The organism is Flavobacterium sp. MMS24-S5 (assembly GCF_050320125.1).
GTDB classification, from domain to species: Bacteria; Bacteroidota; Bacteroidia; order Flavobacteriales; family Flavobacteriaceae; genus Flavobacterium; species Flavobacterium tyrosinilyticum.
Map to the genome: position 1 here is coordinate 5051598 of NZ_CP190016.1, position 25311 is coordinate 5076908.

Below are 25311 nucleotides of genomic sequence, written 5' to 3' on the forward strand. Positions count from 1 at the left end.
TAGTTAACTACATATATGCAACAAAAAAACTGCTGAGACCAGCAGTTTTAAGTGTTTTTTATGATTTCAAACGATTTCTATTAGAAATTTTTATTCTTTAACTAATACGATAACAGCTTTGTAGCCCGTACCAACATTCCATTCGCTTGACGAAATAACCTGACCTTTATCGTCATAAACTTTAAACTCGGCTGTATTTGGAGAAGCAAAACCTTCGTTTAAGGCTTCAATGTCAATTTTGTTGATTCCTTTTACTAAGTTTATTTTCACACTTTTAAAATCACCAGTTAAGAAGACTTCAGGCTCAATTACTTGATCGTTTAAATATACTTTTACTTTATCGCCGTCTACAAAAGCGGCATCGCGATACATAATGGTCGAAGTAACGGCTGTTGTATTGAAATTGCCTAAAAACTGATTTCTTCTATAAAAGATTCCCTCAACATTTGCTTCTGGCTTATAAAGATTAGTGTTTTTAAATAACTCGTCTGGGTTAACCTGAAGCGGTGCAGGTTTCTCAATAGGTGCTGGCGGATTTTCTTTTGGAGCTTCTTCTTTTGGCGGAATAACTTCTTTTACAGAAGATTTTTTTGCCGGAATCGATTTGAATTTATTATCAAGTTCCTGAGCAAAACTGTGCAATGAAAAGGAAGCAAAGGCAATTATCAAAAATATTTTTTTCATGTTTTTATACTATTAATCTTGTGTGGTATTGATTTTTAAAAAAAATAGATGCATCATACTCTTTTATATATAAACATTTTATAAAACCAAATATTGTCTTGTTAGGAATTATTTGTTGAAAAATAACTTCTTTATAAGCAAAATTTAAATGTTTTCTGCTGAAACTGAATTATCTCTATATTCTTGTGAAGTTTTGAAGATTCTTTTTTTTATATATGGAAAGGGAAAATGTTTTAAATTCCTTCTTTTTATATTTATTTTATTGTAAGATATTGAATATTAATATTTTGTATATTTATTGTTCAATAAAATAATTTCTGGTATGAATAGGTTAAGTTTTATCTTTTTCCTTTTTGCAGTCGGTAGTTTTGCTCAGGAAAACAGCACAAATTCGGGTATTAAAAAGCAGATTGAAGATTATAATGCCTCATTTGCAATTGCTTTTACAAAAGGGAATCAAGACGATTTAGTAAAAGCGTATACAGATCAAACCATCTTTATGCCTGAGCATAGCAGACAGCGAGTGGGTAGAAAAACGATTCGGGATTTTTACAAACAATGGTTGAAACAGGCAAAAATTACTTCCTATCAAAAAACAATTTTAGAGTTACAGGATTTTGGAAACTATGTTTTGGAAATAGGAACTTTTAATGAAGACTTAAATCTAAACGAACAGAAAGCGTTTTCTTATATTGGAAAATATGCAGTTTTATGGAAAAAGTCTTCAAAAAAGGGCGTGCCTCCCACAATTGCTGCGGAAATTTGGGGTTCGTCAAGTTATTTTGATGATAAAAATATTCCGGATATAAACGATATCGAAATTCCAAAGACTAAAAAATATATTCCGACAGACAAATTAACTTTAGAGGTAAAAGAAAGAAATAATACCATTAAAGAGCTGGTTCAAAATAGGCAAGGAGCAGAGCATGCCAAAATGTTTATGCCAGATGCGATGTATTTAACTTATTATACTCCAATTCTTTCGGGTGAAAAGGAAATTACGGATTATTTTACAGAACATGAAAAACCGGGTACACTGCGTATCGAACAAATTTCGATTGAAACTTCAAATATTATTTATGCACAAAAAGCGATTGTAGAATTTGGTTTCTACAGCGTTGATTGGCGCGATGGTGACAATCACGGAAATGTAAAAGGGAAAAGCGTTAATGTCTGGAAAAAAGACAGGAATGGAGAGTTGCTGCTTTTTCGCCAAATTGTAAATCATGATTAACTTTTTGGTCTTTTTTAGATATTATTTATTTCTTCTGTTTGTTGTTGAATACTAATAATTTTGTATAATTTTGAATCCATCTTTATCATTTTTACACACGATGGGTCGATTACTTTGCATATTTTTTATTTTTACTACTTTTTGTATTTATCCGCAACCTTCAACAAAAGAATGGATTGATAGTTTAAATACTATTGATAATCACGAAAAAAAAGTGGATTTAGCCCTAAAAATTGCTTCCCAACTTCAAGATTCTGATTGGGATAGAGCGATAAAATATGTAGAGCTGGCTGAAACAGAGGCAAAAAAAACAGACAAAGCCGATTTAGCTTTAGCTAAAGTTTATTTATCTGCTGGAGGAATTTACAGTTCAAAAGACGTACTGGATATTACCTTGCAATATTATTTAAAGGCTTATGAAATTTATAAAAGCAATAACATTGAAGATGAAATTGTTCAGGTAGAAAATAATCTAGCCATTACTTATGGAAAAACCAATAACCAAGAAAAAGCGCTCAAGTATTTCCTAAATGTATATCGTTATCAAAAATCTAAGAACCAGCCAGAAAAACTGCTAAAAATATTAAACAACATTGGTACAACTTATCTTGGTAAAAGCTTAGATTCATCCTTGCATTATTATCATAAAGCCGATGCAATTGCAAAAAAACTAAAAAACAATACCTTAACAGTTTATGTGTACACCAATTTGGCTAGGGCTTATAGTTTAAAAAGAGATAAAAAAAATGCTGATTTGTATTTTGAAAAAGCTTTTTTATTAATAGATACTCCTATCGATGATTCACTAAAAGCCTTTGTTTTTGAATCGTTTTCCGAATATAATTTACAAGAAAAAAAACTGGATAAAGTCATTTTAAATGCGAAAAAGTCTTTGGAATATTCTCAAGGAAATCTATTTGGTTTTTCTAGCATGCGTTTGAACAAAATGCTTTATGAAGCCTATTTACAAATGGGTGATTATAAAAATGCTGTTTTTTATTTTCAGCAGTTCAATAAAATTAGTGACAGTATTAATATCGAACAAAAGGCCGTAAATCTAGAAAGAATAAAACTCGAACAAGATTATAAAGTCCGAAGCCAGATTCGAACTTTAGTGGAAGAGAAAACCAGATTTAAGTATTATGTGGTTGGGTTAATATTGGTTATTGGAATATTGACTTTAATCCTTTTATTAATTCGTTATCGAAACCGAAATATTACCAATCAGCTGGAAAAAGAGAAATTAAAAGCCAAACAGCAGGAATTGAATCAAAGTCTCGAAGCCAAAAATATGGTTTTGGTAGGTAAGGCTATGGCCGAAATTCATCGTACCGATAATATCAACGAAATCCTGACGGATCTAAAAAAATCAAACTCAAAACTGCCAACAAAGAATTACAGCAGGCAATTGATATTGTTTTGAAACGACTGGAAAAAGATTTGAATGCCGATATCTGGAAAGAATTTGAAATTAGTTTTGAACAGGTTCATAAATCTTTCTTCGATAAATTGACTATAGATTATCCGACACTTACTCCAAAAGAACGCCGACTTTGTGCGCTGCTTTATTTAGACTTAACTACAAAAGAAATTTCCCAAATTACAGGACAATCCTTTAAATCGATAGAAAATGCGAGAACCAGATTGCGCAAAAAGTTCGATTTAACCAACGAAAAAGTAAATCTTTCCACTTATCTGAACAGTTTTAAAGTCGATTTATTGTAAAATAATTTTAAGTGTAACTGTTTGATATAGTTGTTTTTATTTTAAAAAGAGTGTTTTCTGAGTGCTCTATTTCTGCCTGCGAGTGTTTTTGCATTAGTCCTTTTTTTTCGAGCCTTATAGCGTCCTTCTATTTTTACCAAACGATTATCAAAAACAAGTTTGGATGAATACCACAAAAAAAGAAGAACCCTCTAAAAGTCTGGAAGAACTTCTAGAAGAAACAAAAACAAAAAAGAGTGCGCTCTTAAAAATTCTACAAAAAATAACGAAAGCAAGTTCTAAGAATCAACCGCCGAATTGATTCTAAGAACTTGCTTTTGTGGTTTTCTGCGAACCATCATATCTATTAACTCGCAGCCTTAATACTAATTTTAAATTTAAAAAAAATGAACCAGATTTACTCTAAACCCAGGTATTTGTTTCTTTTGTTAGGTTTCTTGGTCTGTTCCGCTGGAATGGCTCAGTCTCCTTTTCCAAAAAACAAAACATCTAATGCGCAGACGGCCGTACAATCGCCAGCCGCTAATCAGAAAAAAGAGCAGCTTTCTCAAAAAAAGACCGATCAGAATGCTAATCAGGATTATGATTCTAACATTCTTTCACCTCAAAAAAGTGTCAATGGAACAGCACTTTCGCAACAAGAAAGTGATGATGTAAATAAGAGATTAAAAGCTAGTCAGAAACTTTTTGACAAAAGTCAAAGTGCTTCAACGGCAAAAAATGTTCAAAGCGCAGACAGTACAAAAGTGAGATCTTTTGCAAAATCGTCTAATCTGACAATTCGCAATGTGTTTGAAGTTAAAAGAGCAGATTTTGAACTTTCGAGTGCAGATAAGATGCAACTGAGATCGGTTTCAGATAAACACGGCAGAAGTCTTGCTACTTATCAGCAAATGCATAATGCTGTTCCTGTTGAAGGAGCGATTTATAAAGTGAGAGATAATAAGAGCAAAATTGAAGCTTTTGGGCATATCAGTAAAAAATTGCCTGCAAACAGTAATTATAAAGTAAACGCGTCGGCAGCTTTACAAAATGCATTAAATACAGTAAATGCTAAAGAATATGTTTGGCAAAGCAAAAAATTATCGGCTTTAGTCCATAAAAAAATCAGTACAAAACCGCAAGGAGAATTGGTTTATGTGGGACCTAATTTTTCTTCTGAATTAACAGAATATCATTTGGCATGGAAGTACGATATTTTCGCTACAAATCCGCAGTCAAGTCAGACGATTTATGTTGATGCTAATACAGGAAAAGTCATTTTAAAAATTGATTTAAGTAGAGATCTTCATTCTTCTTCTTCGCCTATTATTGATGGCAGAAGTACAATTGGTAAAGGAAAAGCAAGATTCTCTGGAGATGTTACTTTTGGTACAACTCAATATACAGATGGTTATAGATTAGAAACTTTGGAAGGAAAATACAAAGTGCCCATTTATACTTTGAATATGAATCATGCAGAACATGCATCTGATGAAGTGCTAACAGAATATATCGATGAAGATAATAACTGGAATGATTTATACAACAAAGATCATGATGAAGTGGCAATCGATATTCATTGGGGATTGCAAAAGACTTTAAACTATTACGAAGAAAAATTTAGCCGAAATAGTGTTGATGACAAAGGAATGACCATTTTTGGTCTTGCTCACTTAGGAACCAATGTAGAAAATGCCTCTTGGACAGGAGGATGGGCGCAGTTTGGAGATGGTAAAAATCAGCCTTTTGTAAGTTTGGCCATTACTGGACATGAATTAACGCATGCAGTAACACAATTTTCTGCCGGATTAATTTACCAAGGAGAATCGGGTGCAATGAACGAATCTTTTAGTGATATTTTCGGTGTTTCTATTGAATTTTACGCTGGAAGAGATACTAAAAATGATATTTGGCTTTTGGGAGACGAATTGTATTCTCACGGAAGTTTAAGAAGTATGGCTAATCCAAAAGCCCAAGGTCAGCCTGATACCTATGGAGGTACAAATTGGGTAAATCCAGCCAACACATCGTATGATAATGGAGGTGTGCACATTAACAGCGGTATTACCAATTATTGGTTTTATCTTTTGGCTGAAGGTGGAGAAGGAGTTAATGACCTTAATAACAGTTATACAGTTAAACCAATTGGTTTAGCTAAAGCGGAAAAGATTGCCTACATAGCATTAACAGAATATTTATCGCCGTCTTCAAATTTTAGCGACATGCGTCAGGCAACTTTGATGGCAACAGAAGATTTGTATGGTTTAGGTTCTGAAGAGTTTAAACAAGTTACTAATGCTTGGTATGCCATTGGGGTAGGTACAGCTTATGCAGATCGACAAATAACTATTGTTTCGGTAGAAAATCCTTCAACTTCTTGCGGGCCATTAAAAGGTGACGAGCCTTTTTATATTACACTAAGAAATACAGGAACTTCTGTTATTAAAGCGGATGAAGTTTTAAATTTCAAATTAAGAGCCATGGCAAGCGCACTTGGCAGACTTATTACTTTTTATACCAATGATGGGAAAGTTCCTTTTACTAAAGATTTAGGAATTGGAGAAGAAACAACTATCGAAGTAAAAAGCACAATACCGTATCAAATAAATGCGACGACCTATGTAGAAGTAAAAGTAGATCTTAATCCGATTGTAGATTTTGGGGTTAAAGAAGGATATTCTTTTGTTACAGGTTTATATGTTGCCACTGCACAAAAAGATTTTGACATTAAAGCTACAGCTTTAGATCTTCCAATGTATACAGGAGATTTACTTGCTACAAGTTATACTCCGGCTATTAGGATTTTTAATTTAGGCTGTCAAGATATTCCAGCGGGAACTGTTTTAAAAATTGGATATGCCGATACCAAAGCTGGAAGCGCAACAATTTGGAAAGATGTGACATTGCAGACTGCTTTTAAAGGAAATTCAGAAATGAAAATATCTTTTGATACTGCTGTCGATTTATCAGCGGCGGGATTACACACTTACGAAGCTTATGTAACCTATGATAAAGATCCAGTTACTACAAATAATAGTATCATAAATGCTGCTTACAGCGATGTTATAACACAATTTCCTTATAGTGAAGGATTCGAAAGAACGCCTGGAGGATGGAACACAAAAGCATTAAGCGGGAATCAGAAGTTTGTATTTCAAAATTATCCTGCATCTTTTAGAACCGTTAAATCACAATATATGTGGGGAATGGTAGACTTTAAAGGAAATGACAGAATGGGACTTAATTCTGATTTCGTTTTAGAATCTCCAATCTTCGATTTTACTAATGTAGTTTCTCCGTATGTTGAATTTGATTTGTATTATTTACTGCATAGAACTTACGATGGTTTAATTGTTGAATATTCGGAAGATAAAGGTAAAAGCTGGAAAAAAATAAATACAGTAAATTACCCAGAAATAGAACATGGCAATGATTTATTTGATGGCGCTTGGTTTACAGGTGTAAATACCCAACTTAGAAAAGATCCGTATCAAATTCGTTTAAATGAATTAGCAGGAAAAAAAGCGGCTATTCGTTTCCATGTAAAATCGGATGACTATTATGACGGATTCTTAGGTGGATTTATAGATAACATTTTAGTGAGCGATGCGCCTTACGATTTAGAAGTTATATCGGCAAAATTAGACGCTGGTAAATGTGATATCAACAATAATAATGCGGCAGTAATTGCTAAAATAACAAACAATTTTGCGACTGCAAGTCAAGAAGTTATTATTACAACTAAAATTCTGGATGCAGCAAAAGTCGAAGTTTTTTCAAAATCAGAAAAAACAACTTTAAACTTCGCTAAGTTTAAAGACACGATAAACTATTCTGTTCCTAATATTAATCTAAAAAATATCGGAGAGCATACGATTTCGGTTTCTGTTTTTCCTGAAGACATGGCAAAAGACCTTAAGCAAGGAAACAATGCCGTAACATTAACGTACGATAATTGGAATAATGAAGACATGAAAGTTTCTGTACTGCCTTACAAAATGGATTTTGAAGACGATTCTAAATATAAAGGATGGAGAACTTCTGAAAATAAAGGTTCTGCAGGATGGCAACATGGAGTGCGAGCAGATTTAGGCTCTCCAGGATGGTTTCTTGAAGATCACACCAAGTTTATGGCAAGTAATGATGACAAATGCAATTGTGATGCTTCAAACGATATGTTGGTTTCACCAGTATTTGATTTAACCAATTACAAAGAAGCACACTTAGCATTTGATGGTTTTGGAGATCCGCAACAATGGTCAGACGGTTTTGTAAAAGTAAGTACAGATGGTGGAACAACTTGGAAAGAGGTGTTTAAAATGCCTTATTATGGTGCTTGGTTTGGATATAACGTTGATTTAAGTGCTTATGCTGGAAATTCTTGTGTTATGGTTGCTTTTCAGCATAATGACAACGGCTTTTTTGGTAATGGTTTTGCAGTAGATAATATTGAAATTACATCAACTAAAAGTAATTTACAGCTATCGAATTTAGTTGTGGGTGAAACGGTTTATGAAGATGTACCTTCGCATGAGTTTTATATTGATGCAAGAAATGTAGCTTATAAAACATTGGAGAAAGTTACGATCAAATATCAAATTCTTCAGAACGGAAACGCCATTGGTGAACCAGTTTCATTAGAAAGAACTAAAACGATACGACAAGGTGAAACTCTTGTTTATAAAATAGACGGTCTTCCTAAATTAGCTGCTGGAAATTACGAAATTAAAGTGCAGGCAACTGCCGATGGAGAGGCAAATACAGATGTTAAAAGTCTTACTGCATCTTTTCAAGTTGTTGAAAAAGCATTGGAACTAAACACAGAGGATTTCTCTAACCTGACGCAAGGTTCAATATTTGGATCAAAAGGGTTTATTTCTAATCAAAGTGATGAAAATTATCCTTGGAGAGCTCTTACAACTCCAGATAATACCTATTTGACGGTTCCACTAGAAAACCGAACAGGAGACGCTAACGGTAAACTTTTATACAGTCAATTAGAAGGTTATTATTACTATAGCGAATTAATTTCTCCACTTTATAAACTATCTGCAAGTGCTACAGCTTTAGAGTTTTATTACGCTATGCAAAGTAATGTCAATGATGCTTTAATTGTAGATATTAAGCCAGTTGGCGGAGAATGGACTGAAGCTTGGAGAGCAACAAATCAAGGAACTTATGTAGATACCGAATGGCAAAAAGCAGTCTTAAACATTACCAAATATGCTGGAAAATCAGTATTGTTCCGTTTTAGACATGCAAAATCAGATGGGTATTCTTATATGGTTTTAGATGATCTTAAAGTGATTAGCGAGGCTGTTTTAGATGTTTCTGTTCAAATTTTGTCTCCAAAAGATATTTGCGGTAATAGCGAAGTAAAAGTTAGACTGACAAACGAAGGGCAAGTTGCTATTAAAGAAAATTCTATCCAGTTAGATTTGGAGTATAGTAATACATCAGAAAAAATCTCAGAAGCCGTTGCATCAGGAATTCCAGTTGGCGAAAGTATTGATTATACTTTTATCAAACAGCCTAAATTAGATGACTCTGGAGATTCTCATGTATTTGCCATAAATGCAAAAATGGAAAACGATGCTATCGAACAAAACAATAGTATCAAGAATTATGTATACCAAGGTGTACCGTCAGATTTTAAAATGTTTGATGTGTCAGTTATCCATGCTTATGCAGGCAAAAGTGTATTTCTGGATGCAGAGAGAAACTTTTCTGCTAAAGAATTAGAAGCGACTTCATACAAATGGAGTTCAGGTGAAACTACCAATTCTATAAATGTTGATAAAGCAGGAGATTATACCGTAACAGCAACATTAGAAAACGGATGCAGCCTTACTGAAAAAGTAACGGTGGTATTTGATACATTCGAATCTGAGCTTCCAAGCGGAGATGTTTGTGGTCTGAAGTAGTTTTAAATCCTGGAAATTATGCTGCTTACGAGTGGTTTGATGGTTCTACAGATCCAATTTTCACTACAACAGAAAGCGGAGATTACTATGTAACGGTTTACAACGAACACGGATTAGGAAAAATTTTCACTACAACGATTAATGTTCTTGAAAACACAGTTCCAGAGATCCAGGCATTAGAAGGAAATAAAATTACAGCTTCTAATGATGCTGCTGGCTACCAATGGTATTTAAACGGTAGGCCTTTGCCAAATGCAACCGAAAAAACAGTTGCTACAATTTGGGAAGGAAGTTATAGTCTTCAAGTAACCAATGCACACGGCTGTACAAATATGTCTGCTCCAATTGATTCTAAAGGGTTGCTTATCGGAAAATTGACAAATTCATTCCGAGTTTTCCCAAATCCAGTGGCAGATAATGTAAATATCTTCTTGGCTGAAAAAGCAGAAGGTGAAGCTGAAATGAAAATTTACTCTATGGAAGGCAATGCCGTTTGGAGTAAAACCTATTCTGCTGTTCCATCAAGTGTAAATGTAAGTCAGCTTGCAACTGGAGTTTATATTTTAGACTGTACAGTTCAAGGTAAAAAGTACACGGCTAAGATCATTAAAAAGTAACAAAAATACAGATAGAAATGGCAGTTCTCGTGTAGAACTGCTCTTCTAAAAAATAAACGAAAAAGATGAAAAAATCAAAGCTAATAATCTGTGCACTACTGATGTGTGCAGGTGTAATGGCCCAAACCGAAAAGGTGAAACTGGGAGTAAAAGCGGGTTTGAATATTTCGAGCCTAACATTTGATGATAACGAATTGAACTCCTCTGATAAGACAGGATTTACAGCCGGTTTAATGGCTGAAATTCCGTTGGCAAAAAACTTCTCGGTACAGCCGGAGTTATTATACAGTCAGCAGGGAATGAAATTGTCTTATTCAGATCCAGAAGTTCAAAACTCACATTACAAAAGCACCATTGCCATAAATTATTTAAACATTCCAGTAATGCTGAAATATTATGTTGTTAAAGGGTTGAGTTTACAAGCTGGGCCTCAAGTAGGAATACTTTTAAAAGCAAACAATAAATATCAAGATAACTTTTTAGGTTATGATAATCATGAAGAAATGAATTTAAAAGAGTATTCAAATGGAGTAGATGCTTCTGTAAATTTCGGATTGGGTTATCAGTTTAAAGACAAATTTTATGCAGATGCAAGATATAATGTTTCTTATACTAATGTCTTTAAAGATGTAACCGCCAACACCAATTATAGTATTAACAGCGATATGAAGAACCGAATTTTTCAAATAACAGTAGGTTATTTTTTTAAGTAGAGTTAGTAACATTCTTCTTCATATCTTTTTTAAACCACTCTTTTTTAGGAGTGGTTTTTTTGCTTTAGCAATATTAATTTTGGACGAATTATAGAGCTTAATTTTAAACCTATTAGCTATTTCTTTGAATCGATATCACAAATAAATCTTTTTGCGAGAATAAATAACACTACTTATATTATTACATTTGTATAGTAATTCTATAGGATTTGTATATATGATTCGGACAAACTCATTTAAATTAATTGTCTTTTTACTGTTTTTAGTAGTTAGTGGATATTTAAATGCACAAAAAAGAGATAGTTTGTCGCAGCAGTTTTTGATGAATATAGAAATACGTCCAAGAGCAGAATATACTTCAAATTATATGCTTCCTCCAAATGACTCGATAGATCCCTATTTTTACATAACGCAGAGAAATAGAGTTTCAATGCAATACTTGCGTGAAAAATGGTTTATAAAATCCGATTTACAAGAAATTCATTTGTGGGATGAAGCAAATTCAAATTCTAAAGTCGGAAGCATAAATTTTTATCAGTTGTTTTTGGAAACGAAATTTAAGGACATAAACTTTCGTCTAGGAAGACAAAATATTTTATTAGATAACGGCAGATTATTTTCGGATGCGCCTTGGGCTCAGCAGGGTAGAGCACATGAAGGAATTCGAATTATGAAATATACGCCACATTTTGCCCATGATTTTTTCTTTGTTTTTACGAGAAAATACAATACAAGTTTTGAAAGTGCTTATTCTCCAGTTGCTTCCAATAAATACAAATACATGCTAGTGTACAACTTTAGTTATAATTCGAATAAAAATCTTTCTTTTAATTCTATAAATACAGTTGATTTTTTAGAGAAAACAAATTCAGAAACACTATACACTCGCGCCACTACAGGAGGAAGAATTGAGTTTAAAAAGAAGCAATGGTATTATACTTTAAATAGCTATTTGCAATTTGGTAGAAATCAAAAAGGGCAACATTTGTTTGCATACTATTTCCAGCCAGAAGTGAAATTATCATTGCCAAAAACTACTTTACGATTAGGAGCGGAGATAATTAGCGGAAGCAGTTTACAGACAGGGAAAGAAAATTCAGGAGACTTTGATGTTTTATATGGCGTTACTTGGAAGTTTAATGGAAATATGAATGTTTTTACGCGTTTTCCTGCTGATGTTGGTGGAAAAGGTCTTGTGAATCCATATTTGTTTGCTTTGTTTCCAATAAATTCAAAACTTACGTTTCGTTCAGATTTTCATCTTTTTTATACACAATATTCTTTGCAGCATAATTTAAATCAGGCGATGTCAAAATTTTTAGGATGTGAAAGTGATATTTCTATAAAATATGTTCCTATTAAAGAGCTAGAAATTAACGGTGCATTTTCATTTTATAAATCTACAGATTCAATGACAAACCTTCCCAAGGTACAAGACGTAGAAAAACTGTCGTTTTGGAGTTATTTGATGGTTTCGTATTCTTTTAATGCGATCAATTTTAGAAGAAACAAAAAATAATAGGCTTTAAAATCTTTCGAATTTACATTTGTAAAAGATAATTATATCTTTGCGGCTGATTTTGGTCTATTTTTTCAATTCAGAAGAAATAGTTAAAAGGGAATCAGGTGTAAATCCTGAACAGACCCGCTACTGTAAGTTCTATTTAAGTCTTTAAACATTACTAATGCCATTGTTCGTTGTTTCGGATGAGAAGGCCGTTTAAAGATGGAATAAGTCAGGAGACCTGCCACGATCACATAGTTTAAAACTTTCGTGGTATGAAGTTGAGGACAAGATAATGACCTGCTATTTAGGATAGTTGGTCTATTTCTATGTTTTTATAATTGTTGCATCACGTAAAGTTTATTTAATAAAATCGTGATGTATAATTTGAGTAAAACTTTATTTTCTGTTTTTTTAGTACTTGTTCCTTTTTTGCTTCATTCACAAGCAGTGACTGATAGTTCGCGGGTTTTAAAAGAAGTTGTTTTAAAAGGAAAACCGTATCAGGAAGTGATTCCCGTACAAAGTCTTTCGGGCGTTTTGCTCGAGAATTTGGCGACTCACAATGTCGCAGATGCTCTTCGTTATTTTGCCGGAACTCAAATTAAAGATTATGGCGGAGTGGGCGGCCTTAAAACGGTTGATGTTCGTAATATGGGAACGCATCATGTTGGTGTTTTTTATGACGGAATTCAGCTTGGAAATGCTCAAAACGGCGTAACCGATTTAGGAAAGTATTCGCTTGACGATATGGAATCGCTTACGATGTATAATGGCCAGAAAAGTGAAGTTTTCCAGTCAGCAAAAGACTTTGCGGCTGCTTCTACGATTTATTTGCGAACCAAACGTCCTGTTTTTACAGGCAATAAAAAAAACAATCTTCTGGTTCGTTACAAAACAATGTCCATCAATTATCACGATCCTTCTTTTAGATGGGAACAAAAACTGAGCGATAAAGTCAGCTTAAGTGTAAGCTCAGAATACATCAAATCAAACGGACAGTATAAATTTAGATACAAAAGAAAAAATCAAGACGGAAGCATTGCCTACGATACCACAGCAACACGATGGAATAGCGATATTGAAGCATTCCGATTGGAATCGGGCTTGTTCGGAAAAATAAATAAAGGAACTTGGGATGCCAAAGTGTATTACTACGATTCTGAAAGAGGCGCTCCAGGGGCCATTGTAGAAAATAAGTTTCGAGATGGTTTCCGTCAATTTGATAAGAATTTTTTCGGACAGTCTTCTTTAACGAAAGACGTTTCAGAGAAATATAAATTTCAGCTAAAAGGAAAATTTGCTTACGATTACACCCATTATATTGCACGAGATACAACCAATGTTTTAGGAGAAACCGTAACAGAAGGCGTGCAATCTGATGATAGTTATTATCAGCAGGAAGCCTATTTTTCTGCAGTCAATATGTACAGCATTTTACCCACTTGGGATGTTTCGCTCTCAACCGATTTTCAATACAATAAACTAAATGCAACCAGAAGAGGCATTCGGACACAGTTTTCTTTTCCGCAGCGTTATACTGCACTTGTTTCTCTGGCAAGTTCCTATCGATATGAAGGTTTTAAAGTTTTAGGAAATGTACTCGCAACTCGCGTTATCGAAGAAGTGAAGTACAATGCCAAAGCACCCAATAAAACCGAATTTACTCCCGCTATATTTCTTGGTTATACGCCGTTTAAGAAATACGATTTCAATTTAAGAGCTTTCGCTAAACGAATTTTCAGAATGCCCACTTTCAACGATTTGTATTATACCATGATCGGTTCGAGCACTTTGAAGCCAGAATACATGAATCAATACGATGTTGGTTTTACGTATAATTTCCCCGTAAGGGAAAGCTTTTTTGATAAATTTTCTTTTCAGGCAGATGCTTATTATACCAATACAAAAGATAAAATTATTGCTGCTCCAACAGGAAATTTATTTCGCTGGATGATGACCAATATAGGGCAAGTAAAAGGAAAAGGAATCGAAACGGTTTTGAATATGGCAACGCATTTTAATAAGCTAAAACTAGATGCCAATTTAACCTATACGTATTCTCAAAGTCAAGATTTTACAAAGTTTGTCGGTTTAGAAATGTCTTCTTATGGCGATCAGATTCCCTACACGCCTTGGCACAGCGGATCTGGAATTTTGAATGCGGGTTATGAATCTTGGAATTTCAATTACAGCTTTATTTATGTCGGAAAACGCTACAACGGAAATGTCAATAATATTAAAGTAAATGAAGTTCAGCCTTGGTATACACACGATTTGTCGGTTCAAAAATCTTTCACATTCAAAGATTACAAACTGAATGGAACGGTTGAAGTCAACAACGCTTTGAATCAGCAATATGAAGTGATTTACAATTATCCGATGCCGGGAAGAACATTCAAATTTATAATCAGTTTTGAGTTATGAAAAAGAGCATTTTAAAAATAGTATTCAGTTTAAGTATTGCCATTTTTTTAGTTTCGTGCAGAGAAGACGAAACGATATTTCTTTCTTCGGATGTGAGTGTTGCAGCACCAAGAAGTGATGGAAAGATTGAAGGTTTTTATCTTCTAAACGAAGGTAATATGGGAATGAACCGTGCGAGTTTGGATGTTTTCAATTACAGAACAGGAAATTACACCACAGATGTGTATTCAGAACGAAATCCTTCGGTTGTAAAAGAATTGGGAGATGTTGGAAACGACATTAAAATCTACGGAAATAAGGTTTATGCGGTCATTAATTGTTCTAACAAAGTGGAAGTTTTAGAAAAATGGACAGCAAAACGCATCAAGAAAATCGATATTCCAAATTGCCGTTATGTGTCTTTTTATAAAGGCAAAGCGTATGTGAGTTCGTATTCTGGACCTGTTGCTATAAATCCGAATGCTGAAATTGGTTTTGTTGCCGAAATTGATACGACTTCATTAGAAATAAAAAGAAAAGTAACGGTTGGTTATCAGCCCGAACAAATGGTCGTTCATAACGGAAAATTATATGTTGCGAATTCAGGCGGTTACAGAGTTCCAAATTATGACAGAACGGTATCTGTAATTGATTTGGAAACATTTACAGAGATTAAAAAAATCGATGTTGGAATAAATTTATACAGCATGCAGATTGACAGCCGAGGCGATATTTATGTGAGTTCGCGAGGTGATTATTACAACACGCCATCCAATCTTTTTGTTATAGATACGCAGACAGATGAAAAGAAAATGCAACTCGATATTCCGGTTTCTGGAACTTGTCTCGTTAACGATTTATTGTATTACTATAGTGTTTCTTGGAGCTATCTAACGGGAACCAATAAAGTGAGTTACGGAATTTTGGACACCAAAACTAAAAAAGTAATTACAGACCAAATTATCACAGACGGAACCGACAAACAAATCATGATTCCGTATGGACTTCAAGTCAATCCAGAAACCAAAGAAATCTACATTACCGACGCTCAAAACTACGTGGTAACAGGCTATATCTACTGTTTTACGCCCGACGGAAAATTAAAATGGAAAACAACCGCAGGAAATATTCCCGCTCATATTGCTTTTATAACTAAAAATTAAAAAATGTCAAACAAAAACCTTTTCAAAATCGCTTTGTTTTCAATTCTCTTTTTGGGATTTGTTGCCTGCGATAAAGACAACGAAGAAGATTTGCTTCCTGCAGAAGTGCTGAAAGAATCGTATACAATTGACCGTTTTAAAGTGCTGAATATTGCTACAGCTCTTCCGAGCACTGCAAAACTGACTTGGAGCATTAATGATTCTATAATTTCAGAAAATGCAGATTTAGATTTTATTAGTCCTTTTCAAAAAAATTATCCGCTGACTTTAAAAGTAGAAATTAATGGAGAGTCAAAAGTCTACACTTCTTCAATTAATGTGATCAAAGAAACGGGAACTTACAGTAAATATATTTCTAATGTACTTGATTTTCGTCCAGCAGTTGGGCAGTTTACTAATGAAATTCCGCAATATGTAGCAGGAAATACAGAGGCCAACATCATTACAGCTGCGAAAAAAGCAATTGTGGGTTCAAATACATCTATGATTTCGCTTGGTGGTTTTGGCGGTTATGTAGTTTTTGGTTTCGATCATACGATTCCGAATATGGGCGGTCGCGATTTTAAGATTTTAGGAAATGCTTTTTGGGGAAATGAAGCCAATGAAGCGCGCGCAGGATCGTGTGAACCCGGAATTATTATGGTGGCTTATGACAAGAATAAAAATGGAAAACCCGATGAAGACGAATGGTACGAAATTGCTGGAAGCGAATATTTTAAGAGCACTACAGTAAAAAACTACGAGATCACTTATTTTAAACCAGATGCCAATAAGGAACCTGTTGCAGGAAATGAATTTTGGCAATTTGATACAGAATATATTAAATGGCAGGATAATGCTGGGCAATCAGGTTATAAAGTGCAAAATGTATTTCATAATCAAAACTATTATCCGCTTTGGATTGCCGATGCTTCTTATACTTTGAAAGGAACCAAAATTGCAGATAATTTCTATGATCAAAGTGGAGAAGGCTCGTATTGGGTAGGCAAATCGTATGAATTTGGCTATGCGGATAATGCGCCCAATAACGATGAAGCTTCAAATATTGACATTTCTTGGGCAGTAGATAAAAACGGAAAATACGTCAAACTTCCAGGAATTGATTTCGTAAAAGTTTACACCGCAATTAATCAGGAAGCAGGCTGGCTTGGAGAAGTTTCTACAGAAGTTTCGGGGGCTTACGACTTACATCTTAACTAAATTTTTAAACACATAGAAAGATAGATTTAGTCTTGTGATTTCTTACTAGAACTTTGTCAAAGTTTTAAACTTTGACAAAGTTTACGGCAAACAAGACATTCCCGATTTTTCTATGTGTTAAACAAACAACAGATTAACACAACATTTTAAAATCAATACATTATGAAGAAAAATTACTTTATAGTCATCCTGTTATTTTTTGCATTTCTAACCCATGCACAGGTAACAGTGCAAGGCGTTTCTAGAAATGATATTAAAACAAAAACAGTAACGCAAAAACAATTAACCGCAAAAAGCGCCAGTGCAACTACTTTTGCAGATATTCAGTTTTGGGTTGGAAGTGGATCTAATCAGGCTGCATTGGTGGTGCAATGGAATGACGGTAAAACTGCTGACGCTTTGGTTTGGGGTTTTAAATGGGATGGAACTGCAACAGGAGAAGATATGGTTAAAGCCATTGCAAAGGCTGATCCGCGTTTCTTTGCCTTACTCAGACAAGGAACTCAGTATGGATCTGCAATTGGCGGGTTAGGTTTCGATTTGAATGGAACAGGTACAAACGGACTTTATAAAGATGGAGATAAAAAATATCCATATTATCCTTTTGATGGTCTTATTAATACTAGCGAATACGATTTTGATTCTTATACAGGCATCGATCCAAATGATCATTGGCAGTCAGGATGGATGGTAGGATATTGGTCTTATTGGGTTAAAGATCCAATAGATGCCGATTATAATTATTCTGGTGTTGGAGCTTCTACTCGTGAATTGCAAAATGGCTCTTGGGATGTCTGGAATTTTAATCCAAATATGGAAAGCTTTGATATTGCCACAACTTTTACTCCAGTTGCTCCTTATTCTAAAACAATAGATTTTACTAAAGGCTATTTCATGGTAAACGAAGAATGGTTTGGCCACACTAATGGATCTGTAAATTTTGTCAGCAATGACGGAAAAATTAATTATAGAGTTTATAGCGATGTAAATGAAAATAAAGCTTTTGGCGCAACTACACAATACGGAACGATTTACGGAGATAAGTTTTATTTTGTTTCTAAACAGGCGGCAGATGGAGGAGATACACACTATACGCCGGGTGGAAGATTGGTTGTTGCCGATGCTTTAACCATGAAAAAAATTGCTGCATTTGATAATATTGGAGGAGGAGACGGTCGTTCTTTTATTGGTGTTGATGAAAAAACAGGATATATAGGTGCTTCAAACGGAGTTTTTCTTTTTGATATTGCCAATATGAAAGTGGGAAGCTTGATTGCAGGAACGGGCGGCGGAAGTCAGTACTTGGGGCAAATCGGGAATATGATTCGTACTTCGCAATATGTTTTTGCTGTAAAACAGAGCGCAGGAATTTTAGTTATTGATCCTAAAACAAATACCGTTGTCAAAACTATTACTGGAGTCTTCAATTCGGTTACGCAGGCTAAAGATGGAAGTGTTTGGGGAATTCAAGACCAGAAATTGATCAATATTGATGCAAAAACTTTTGCAACCACAGAATATGCGATTCCAACAACTAAATATCAAGGTTCTTGGGGAGCTTGGAATGCAGGAAGTTTTACTTATAGCAATAAAGAAAATGCATTGTATTGGAACAATGGTGTAAGCAGTTATGTTAGTGGAATTAAAATTGTAAAGTTTGATATTGCAACGAAAACATTCAATGAAAATTTTGCTACAATTCCTGGACAAACAGGAACGTACAAACAGATTGTTTACGGTGCTGGATTGCGTATTGATCCAGTTTCTGGTAACTTAATTGTAAACACAACAGAAAGCGGATTTGGAGCGCATTATCAAAAAAACTGGGTTCATACTTACGATACTACAGGGCAATTGATTGATACTAAAACTCTAAACGATTATTATTGGTTTCCTGCTATGACGGTATTTCCTGATAATGCAGCGCCAGTTGTCAATGCAATTTTACCTTCACAAGTTTCAGTGTTAAGTCCAACAATTATTGATTTGAAAACGGTGGTTTCAGATGAAGACAATATTTCGGCAGCGATTGTAAAAACGATAAAATCAAATAGTGATGAAAATATTGTTTTAGCAGAAATTAACACTAACGAAGAATTAGTTTTAACTCCAAAGAATCCAGGAACAGCAACAGTTGTAATTAGTTTTAATTCTAATGGAAAAGTGGTCGAAAAATCGATTTCAGTTAATACATCGACTTTAGGAAGAGATGAATTCACAAAAGTGCACTTGTCTATTTATCCAAATCCAGTTTCAGATTATCTGAATATCAGTAGTGAAGAGCAAATTATTGATGTTGTAATTTACGATGTTAATGGAAGAACCCTTAATACTAGAATTAACAACAATCAAATTGATGTAAGTAATTTTGCCAAAGGTTTTTACATTATCAATATTGCAACAGACAAAGCAAAGTATACACAGAAATTTATTAAAAGATAAAATTTAGAATTGCATTAATTTGAGGCTGTCACTTTGGTGACAGCCTTTTTTGAAAACGCTCCGTAGGAGCAATATATTTATAGCTAAGAAGCATAACCAATGATTTTGACCATTGGAATGCAAAGAAAAACCGAGCACAATACTTTTTTAATGCTTCGGAGAAGCATAATATTTATAGCAAACAGAATAACCAAAGAAAACGCTCCGTAGGAGTGAAATATTGGTAGACGACATATTGGTAGACGTTTTTTTCAATAAAAAGATCATTATATTTACGATACAAAATTTGCGAATATTATGAAAGCATTGGTAATTGGAGCAACAGGCGCAACAGGAAAAGAGTTGGTTAATCTGCTTTTAGAAAGTAATGATTATTCAGAAGTTTCCATTTTTGTGCGACGTGCAACAGGAAAATCACATTCAAAATTAACAGAACACGTTGTTGATTTTTCAGATGTAAATTCGTTTCGAGAATTAATTACCGGCGATGTTCTTTTTTCTTGCATTGGAACAACTTTAAAAGATGCGGGCTCAAAAGAGAAGCAATGGAAAATTGACTATGATATTCCAGCTGAATTTGCTTCTGCCGCAAAACAAAACAATGTAAATTCGTTGGTTTTGGTTTCTTCTTACGGAGCTTCGGCAAAAAGCAATGTATATTATTCGATGATGAAAGGAAAACTAGAAGATTATCTACAGGAGCTTCATTTTTCGCAATACATCATTTTCAGACCTGAGCAGCTTTAATTCGAGAAAATACAGATCGTTTGGGCGAAAAAATTTCAGTAAAAGTCATTAAATTCTTCAACGCCCTCGGACTTTTTAAAAACTTGAAACCAATCACAACTGCATATTTAGCTCAAAAATTAGTAAAAGCTCCAAAAGCACTTCCATCAGGAAATACAACACTTGAACTGAATAGAATTCTGGAGTTATGAGTTATGAGTTATGAGTTAAGAGTTAAGAGTTAAGAGTTAAGAGTTAAGAGTTATGAGTTATGAGTTATGAGTTATGAGTTATGAGTTAAGAGTTAAGAGTTGACCTATTTGCAACTACAACTTATAACTCTTAACTCATAACTCATAATTTAAAAGCTATTTTTTATCTTCAGAAAGAATTAAAGTAGAAGGTATATTTGCCAGCCAAGGGCTTTTATTCTCTACCAAATGTTTCCATCCATCAATAGAAATCAGCATAAGATCTTGTTGGTCAAGAAAATCTTTTTCAATAGATTGTTCTTTTCTTAGAGTTAGCTGGTTTGGAGCAGCTTGTTCCATTAGCCTAATTTGTTCTTTCGTGTCCAGATCGGCCATAATTTTGCCTTCAACATCCAAAATTTCAATTCTCGCATTGATATTCTGAATAAATTTCTGAACATAGTTCTGAATAAAACTCCAATCTTTTAAACTAAAAAGCGGAATGAAAATCGTGTTGATTTCGGCCAAATCCTTGTCAATCAAAACTCCAACAGGAATATGTGATTTTGCAATAATTTGTCTTGTTCCATCATCAAAAGGAGCAGATTCTAAAATGTTTTCCTTTCCAGTTACGGTATTTAATATGTTTTCAGGATTGATAATTCGAGTTGTAAATCCAAGCACTCTTCCTAATAAACTTCCTTGATAGATAGATTGCCCAATTCCAACCAATAATAAATCATGTTTGCTTTTGTTGGCCACATTTACAATTTCGTTATCAATATCAGAAGATGCCTTAAACATAGTAGTGATATTTCGGTTTAAAGCAACAGATTCTTCTACAATATCTTTAAACTTTTCGTCTTCGTAAACATCTGTGTTGTAGTGATGTAATTCTTCTGTAGGAAGAAAGTGCATGGCAGTAATTTCAGCGCTTTCAGAACGTTTATTGGTTAATCCGTCCGCAACTTTAAGTAAAGCCCTTCCAGATTCTGGTCTATCAAAAGACAATAAAATTCGGTACTTGTTTTTTAATGCAATATCTTCTTCGGTTTCTGGTTTGCTAGATCTAAAAAGCCAATTGATTAAATCCAATGTTGGCCCCGTCATAAATGTTGTAGCCAACGCCATAATTACAAACATAGAGAACAATTCTGGACTCAATACGCCAAGATCATAACCAATATTTAAAGCCACTAACTCAGTTAAACCTCTTGTATTCATTAAAGCTCCAATCGATAAACTGTCTTTCCAGTTTTGTCCCACAAATTTTGCTGCAAGCGCACTGCTGACAAATTTGCCTATAACAGCTACAGCAAAAATTAACCCTGCAATTTTCCATAAATAAGGCTCGTTCAACAAACCAATTTGCGTTCTTAAACCAGTAAAAACAAAGAATAACGGCAATAAAAGTACAAGTGCAACGTCTTCGACTTTTTCGATAAATAGATTTCTGAATCTAATATTTTCAGGCATGATTGCTCCAGCAATGAAAGCACCAAATAAAGCATGAATTCCGATAACTTCTGTTAAGTAAGAAGAAACAACAAGAGTTAGAAAGAAAATGGCAACACTGGGTTTGCTTAATTTTTCGCTTGTCGCATACAAATCTCCAATTCTTTTAAGAAACGGACGAACCACTTTTATCATTAAAAAAACATATCCTAAAGCCAAAACAACAGTATATAAAGCACTACCAAAAGAACCCGCTTTTACAATTGCGATTACAACCGCAAGAATACACCAAGCCGTAATATCATCGGCAGCCGCACAGGTAATTACGATCGTTCCTAATTTTGTTTTATGAATGCCGCGTTCTTGCACAATTCTGGCAAGTACCGGAAAAGCAGTGATACTCATCGCGATTCCGGCAAACAAACCAAAAGATGTAAATTGTACATCTGCGGGGGCAAACTCGTCATAGATAAAATACGCTAGTCCCATTCCTAAAACAAACGGAATGATAATACTTGCGTGACTTATCACTACAGCATCATGGGCTTTGTTTCTCAAAATCTTCATATCGATCTCCATTCCGACGATATACATGAAAAGGATTAAACCAATCTGGCTTAAGAACTGAAGATTTCCAAGTGATTCCGCAGGAAATAAAGCCGCAGAAAACTCAGGGAGATACATTCCGATTAAAGAAAGTCCCATCACAATTCCTGCAATCATTTCTCCAATTACGGCAGGCTGTTTTATTTTAATGCAAATCCATCCAAAAATACGGGCAACAAAGATAATCGTAACAATCTGTGCCAATAAAAGCGCTAAAGGATGGTGCAGGTTTTTTATAAGAGAATCGAGAAATTCGCTCCATTGGCTTTTGTCAGAAGTGGGGATTTTAAGATTTCGGCCTGTTTCCAGTTTTACGCCTAACAAAATAATCCAATACATTAGAACAGAGAATCCTCCAATAACTCCAATGTAAAAAATACTGTTTCTTAAATTTTTCATTTATTTTAATTTTTTGCTCTTCGAAACGACTTGATTTTCTTTTAAAAAAGATAGAAAAAGGGCTTTTTTGAAGAGATTAGTTGATAAAATCAGGGCAATTTTATAACAAAATCAGCATTTGCCCAATAGGGGATATTCAATTTTGTAATGACCAAGAAAAAATTTGTAATGAAATAAAAAAAGGAAGATTTGACCGATGAAAACTACTATACTTAAAGTCGTTTTGATAGAAAAGTCGAGATAATGCAAGGGGCTTAGACTAAATTGCCTTACCTTTATACCTTTACCACTTGAATAAAATGAATAAAGATTATCCAATTCCAGATAACGAACTTCAACGTTTAGCTGCTCTAAAACGTTATAATATACTCGACTCGCTTCCAGATGATGCTTTTGACGATGCGACAAAGCTTGTTGCTTATATATGCGGTGTGCCAATTGCCCATATCTCTTTTATTGATGAAAATAGACAATGGTTCAAATCTGAAATTGGAATAGGAGTTTCTGAAGTTCCGCGCGAAATCACTTTTTGCAATTACACTCTTTTAGATACAAAAATTCTAGAAATCAACGATACGCATGTCAACGAAACATTCAAAGACGATCCCAATGTAACAGGCGGATTTAATGTTCGTTTTTATGCAGGTGTACCGCTTACAACGCCCGATGGCTATAATATCGGGACTTTGTGCGCAGTAGATCATGTCGTAAAAGAACTGAATGAAAATCAGCGTAATGCACTTTCTATTATAGCGAAACATGTTATCGCTCAGCTCGAATTAGGCACAAAAAACCATCAATTATATACGCAGCGAAAAATTGCCGAACGCGCTGTTCTGGCAAGAGACAGTTTTTTGGCCAATATGAGCCACGAAATTAGAACACCTTTAAACGCGATTATTGGTTTTACAGATTTGCTTGCACAGACAGAACTCGATGATACACAGCGCGATTATATTGAAAGTGTGCAGATTGCTGGTGAAAATTTACTTTTGATTGTAAATGATATTTTAGATCTTTCTAAAATTGAATCGGGAAATTTACCAATCGAAGCCGAACCATTTAATTTAAAGAAAACGCTCAAACACGTCTATAATTTACTGAAAGTAAAAGTGCAGAAAGAGGTGGAGTTTAATCTTTTCTTGGATGCCGAAATGCCAGATTTGGTTATTGGAGATCAAGGAAGGCTTAATCAGATATTGGTAAATCTTATCGGAAACGCTCTTAAATTTACAAATGAAGGAGAAGTAACCGTTTCGGTAAAGAAAATAGAGGAAACAGAAGACAGTTATTCGCTTAAATTTTCTGTAAAAGACACCGGAATCGGAATCCCGAAAGATAAACTTGCAACTATTTTTGAACGCTTTACACAAGGCGAAGAAAGTACAACGCGAACATTTGGCGGTACCGGACTTGGATTGAATATTGTAAAACAACTGGTTGAATTGCAGAAAGGAGAAGTTCACGTAAAAAGCACTTTAAACCGCGGTTCGGAGTTTTTCTTTACCCTTTCGTACAAAAAGTCAAATTTTGAAGAAACCGCAGTAAAAACGGTTTCTAAAAATGATTTAGGAAATCTTAAAATATTGCTTTGCGAAGACAATGTTTTAAACCAAAAGCTTGCAAAAAGCGTCATTAATAATTTTGGTTTTGATTTGGATATTGCGCAAAATGGCGAAGAAGGCATCGAGCTTTTGTCTCAAAACGAATATGATTTGGTTTTAATGGATTTGCAGATGCCTGTTAAAGACGGCTATCAAACCACAGAATATATTAGAAACGAGATGAACTCCAGTATTCCAATTATTGCCATGACGGCACATTCTCTGGTAGGTGAGCAGGAGCGATGCTACAAAGTAGGAATGAATGCTTACGTGCCAAAACCGTTTAAACAGTCTGTTCTTTTAAAAGCGATAAAAACAGTAATGACGCCAGATAACAATACGCATCATAAGAGAATTATTGATATGTCTTTTTTGGATGAAATGTCTGGAGGCGATTCTGAATTTAGAAAAGATATGATAGATCTTTTTATAGAAAAAATTCCAAGTCAGGTGGCACAGTTAGAAGAAGCATTTAAGAATACGGATTATGAAAATGTAAAAAAACTGGCGCATAATATGAAATCAAGCATGGATATATTTATGCTGCAAGATTTAAGCAATTGTCTGTCCATTATCGAAGTAGAAGCATCATCTGGCGAATTTACTTCGGAAACATTAGATAAAGTGAATATTTTTCACTGCGGAATTGAAGAAGTCGTTAAAATTTTAAAAGAGCTATGATATAATAGAAATATGAAGTAGCTTTATAAATAAGAAGTTATAATTTTGAATATCC

15 protein-coding genes and 1 riboswitch are annotated in these 25311 nt (G+C 34.3%); of the genes, 13 read left to right on the plus strand and 2 right to left on the minus strand.

Going from position 1 to position 25311, the window contains the following annotated elements:
• Positions 1-90: 90 nt before the first annotated feature.
• Positions 91-684, minus strand: a complete 594-nt coding sequence (locus ACPWTF_RS23260) for a hypothetical protein (RefSeq protein WP_427873408.1) — start codon at positions 682-684, stop codon at positions 91-93.
• A 322-nt stretch (positions 685-1006) separates the two neighbouring features.
• On the opposite strand from ACPWTF_RS23260, the gene ACPWTF_RS23265 reads away from it, so the two are divergent.
• The 12 genes from ACPWTF_RS23265 to ACPWTF_RS23320 all read left to right on the plus strand — a co-directional run bounded on the left by ACPWTF_RS23265 (position 1007) and on the right by ACPWTF_RS23320 (position 20341).
• Complete coding sequence (locus tag ACPWTF_RS23265) at positions 1007-1918, plus strand: YybH family protein (protein ID WP_427873410.1); 912 nt, start codon at positions 1007-1009, stop codon at positions 1916-1918.
• Positions 1919-2018: 100 nt separating this feature from the next.
• Positions 2019-3341: a tetratricopeptide repeat protein gene (locus ACPWTF_RS23270; protein WP_427873412.1), complete on the plus strand. Its 1323-nt coding sequence runs from the start codon at positions 2019-2021 to the stop codon at positions 3339-3341.
• On the plus strand, positions 3338-3643 hold the full coding sequence (locus tag ACPWTF_RS23275) for a helix-turn-helix transcriptional regulator (protein ID WP_427873413.1): 306 nt from the start codon (positions 3338-3340) through the stop codon (positions 3641-3643). Before ACPWTF_RS23270 ends, ACPWTF_RS23275 begins: the two co-directional genes overlap by 4 nt.
• A 416-nt stretch (positions 3644-4059) precedes the next feature.
• The gene (locus tag ACPWTF_RS23280; protein WP_427873415.1) at positions 4060-9549 is read left to right on the plus strand and encodes a M4 family metallopeptidase; all 5490 of its coding nucleotides are present in this window, start codon (positions 4060-4062) and stop codon (positions 9547-9549) included.
• Positions 9534-10166 (plus strand): T9SS type A sorting domain-containing protein, encoded by a 633-nt coding sequence (locus ACPWTF_RS23285; RefSeq protein ID WP_427873417.1) that lies wholly within the window; start codon positions 9534-9536, stop codon positions 10164-10166. Before ACPWTF_RS23280 ends, ACPWTF_RS23285 begins: the two co-directional genes overlap by 16 nt.
• A gap of 65 nt (positions 10167-10231) precedes the next feature.
• Entirely contained in the window at positions 10232-10879 is a 648-nt protein-coding gene (locus ACPWTF_RS23290) for a porin family protein (protein WP_427873419.1), read from the plus strand.
• Between the two features lie 217 nt (positions 10880-11096).
• Positions 11097-12398 carry an alginate export family protein gene (locus tag ACPWTF_RS23295; protein ID WP_427873420.1) on the plus strand — a complete coding sequence of 434 codons (1302 nt, stop codon included), beginning with the start codon at positions 11097-11099 and terminating at the stop codon, positions 12396-12398.
• A gap of 45 nt (positions 12399-12443) precedes the next feature.
• Positions 12444-12646, plus strand: a riboswitch (cobalamin riboswitch).
• 115 nt (positions 12647-12761) lie between these two features.
• Positions 12762-14810 (plus strand): TonB-dependent receptor, encoded by a 2049-nt coding sequence (locus tag ACPWTF_RS23300; RefSeq protein WP_427875782.1) that lies wholly within the window; start codon positions 12762-12764, stop codon positions 14808-14810.
• On the plus strand, positions 14807-15952 hold the full coding sequence (locus tag ACPWTF_RS23305) for a DUF5074 domain-containing protein (RefSeq protein ID WP_427873421.1): 1146 nt from the start codon (positions 14807-14809) through the stop codon (positions 15950-15952). The genes ACPWTF_RS23300 and ACPWTF_RS23305 overlap by 4 nt, the downstream gene beginning before the upstream one ends.
• Positions 15953-15955: 3 nt before the next feature.
• Entirely contained in the window at positions 15956-17152 is a 1197-nt protein-coding gene (locus tag ACPWTF_RS23310; protein ID WP_427873423.1) for a cell surface protein, read from the plus strand.
• A 162-nt stretch (positions 17153-17314) separates the two neighbouring features.
• The gene (locus tag ACPWTF_RS23315; protein ID WP_427873424.1) at positions 17315-19594 is read left to right on the plus strand and encodes a DUF5074 domain-containing protein; all 2280 of its coding nucleotides are present in this window, start codon (positions 17315-17317) and stop codon (positions 19592-19594) included.
• Positions 19595-19891: 297 nt separating this feature from the next.
• A complete protein-coding gene (locus ACPWTF_RS23320) occupies positions 19892-20341 on the plus strand; it encodes an NAD(P)H-binding protein (RefSeq protein WP_427873426.1) in 450 nt (149 codons plus the stop codon).
• A 347-nt stretch (positions 20342-20688) separates the two neighbouring features.
• On the opposite strand, the gene ACPWTF_RS23325 is transcribed toward ACPWTF_RS23320, so the two are convergent.
• Complete coding sequence (locus ACPWTF_RS23325) at positions 20689-22971, minus strand: cation:proton antiporter (RefSeq protein ID WP_427873428.1); 2283 nt, start codon at positions 22969-22971, stop codon at positions 20689-20691.
• Positions 22972-23270: 299 nt separating this feature from the next.
• On the opposite strand from ACPWTF_RS23325, the gene ACPWTF_RS23330 reads away from it, so the two are divergent.
• A complete protein-coding gene (locus ACPWTF_RS23330; protein WP_427873430.1) occupies positions 23271-25256 on the plus strand; it encodes an ATP-binding protein in 1986 nt (661 codons plus the stop codon).
• The last annotated feature ends 55 nt before the right edge of the window (positions 25257-25311 follow it).